Raw genomic sequence first — 313 nt, forward strand, 5'->3', positions numbered from 1 at the left:
AAGTCCTGCATGCGGTGCTCTATGATAGTGGCTGCCCGCTGGTTATTGCCCCTCCGACGCCACCTGTCAGTTCGGGCAAGCGCCTGTGTATTGCCTGGAATGGCACCGCAGAGGCGGCATCGGCCCTGCGCGGGGCTCTCCCTTATGCCAAACAGGCAGAGGGCGTTCAGATCCTCACCAGTGTCGATTATCACCGGCGCGGGCCTGAAGCAGATACCGTGCAGGATTATCTCAAGCTGCATGGTGTGAATGCCGAGATCAGGAACTTCAAGGGAATCGAACGCGATGTCGGTGCAGGAATCCTCACGGCGTG

1 pseudogene is annotated in these 313 nt (G+C 59.4%); it reads left to right on the forward strand.

What is annotated here, in order from left to right:
- Window positions 1-313, forward strand: a pseudogene (locus P792_RS37545) (universal stress protein); the annotation flags it as partial.

Origin of the sequence: Asaia sp. SF2.1 (assembly GCF_000505765.1) — a bacterium.
Lineage (GTDB): Bacteria > Pseudomonadota > Alphaproteobacteria > Acetobacterales > Acetobacteraceae > Asaia > Asaia bogorensis.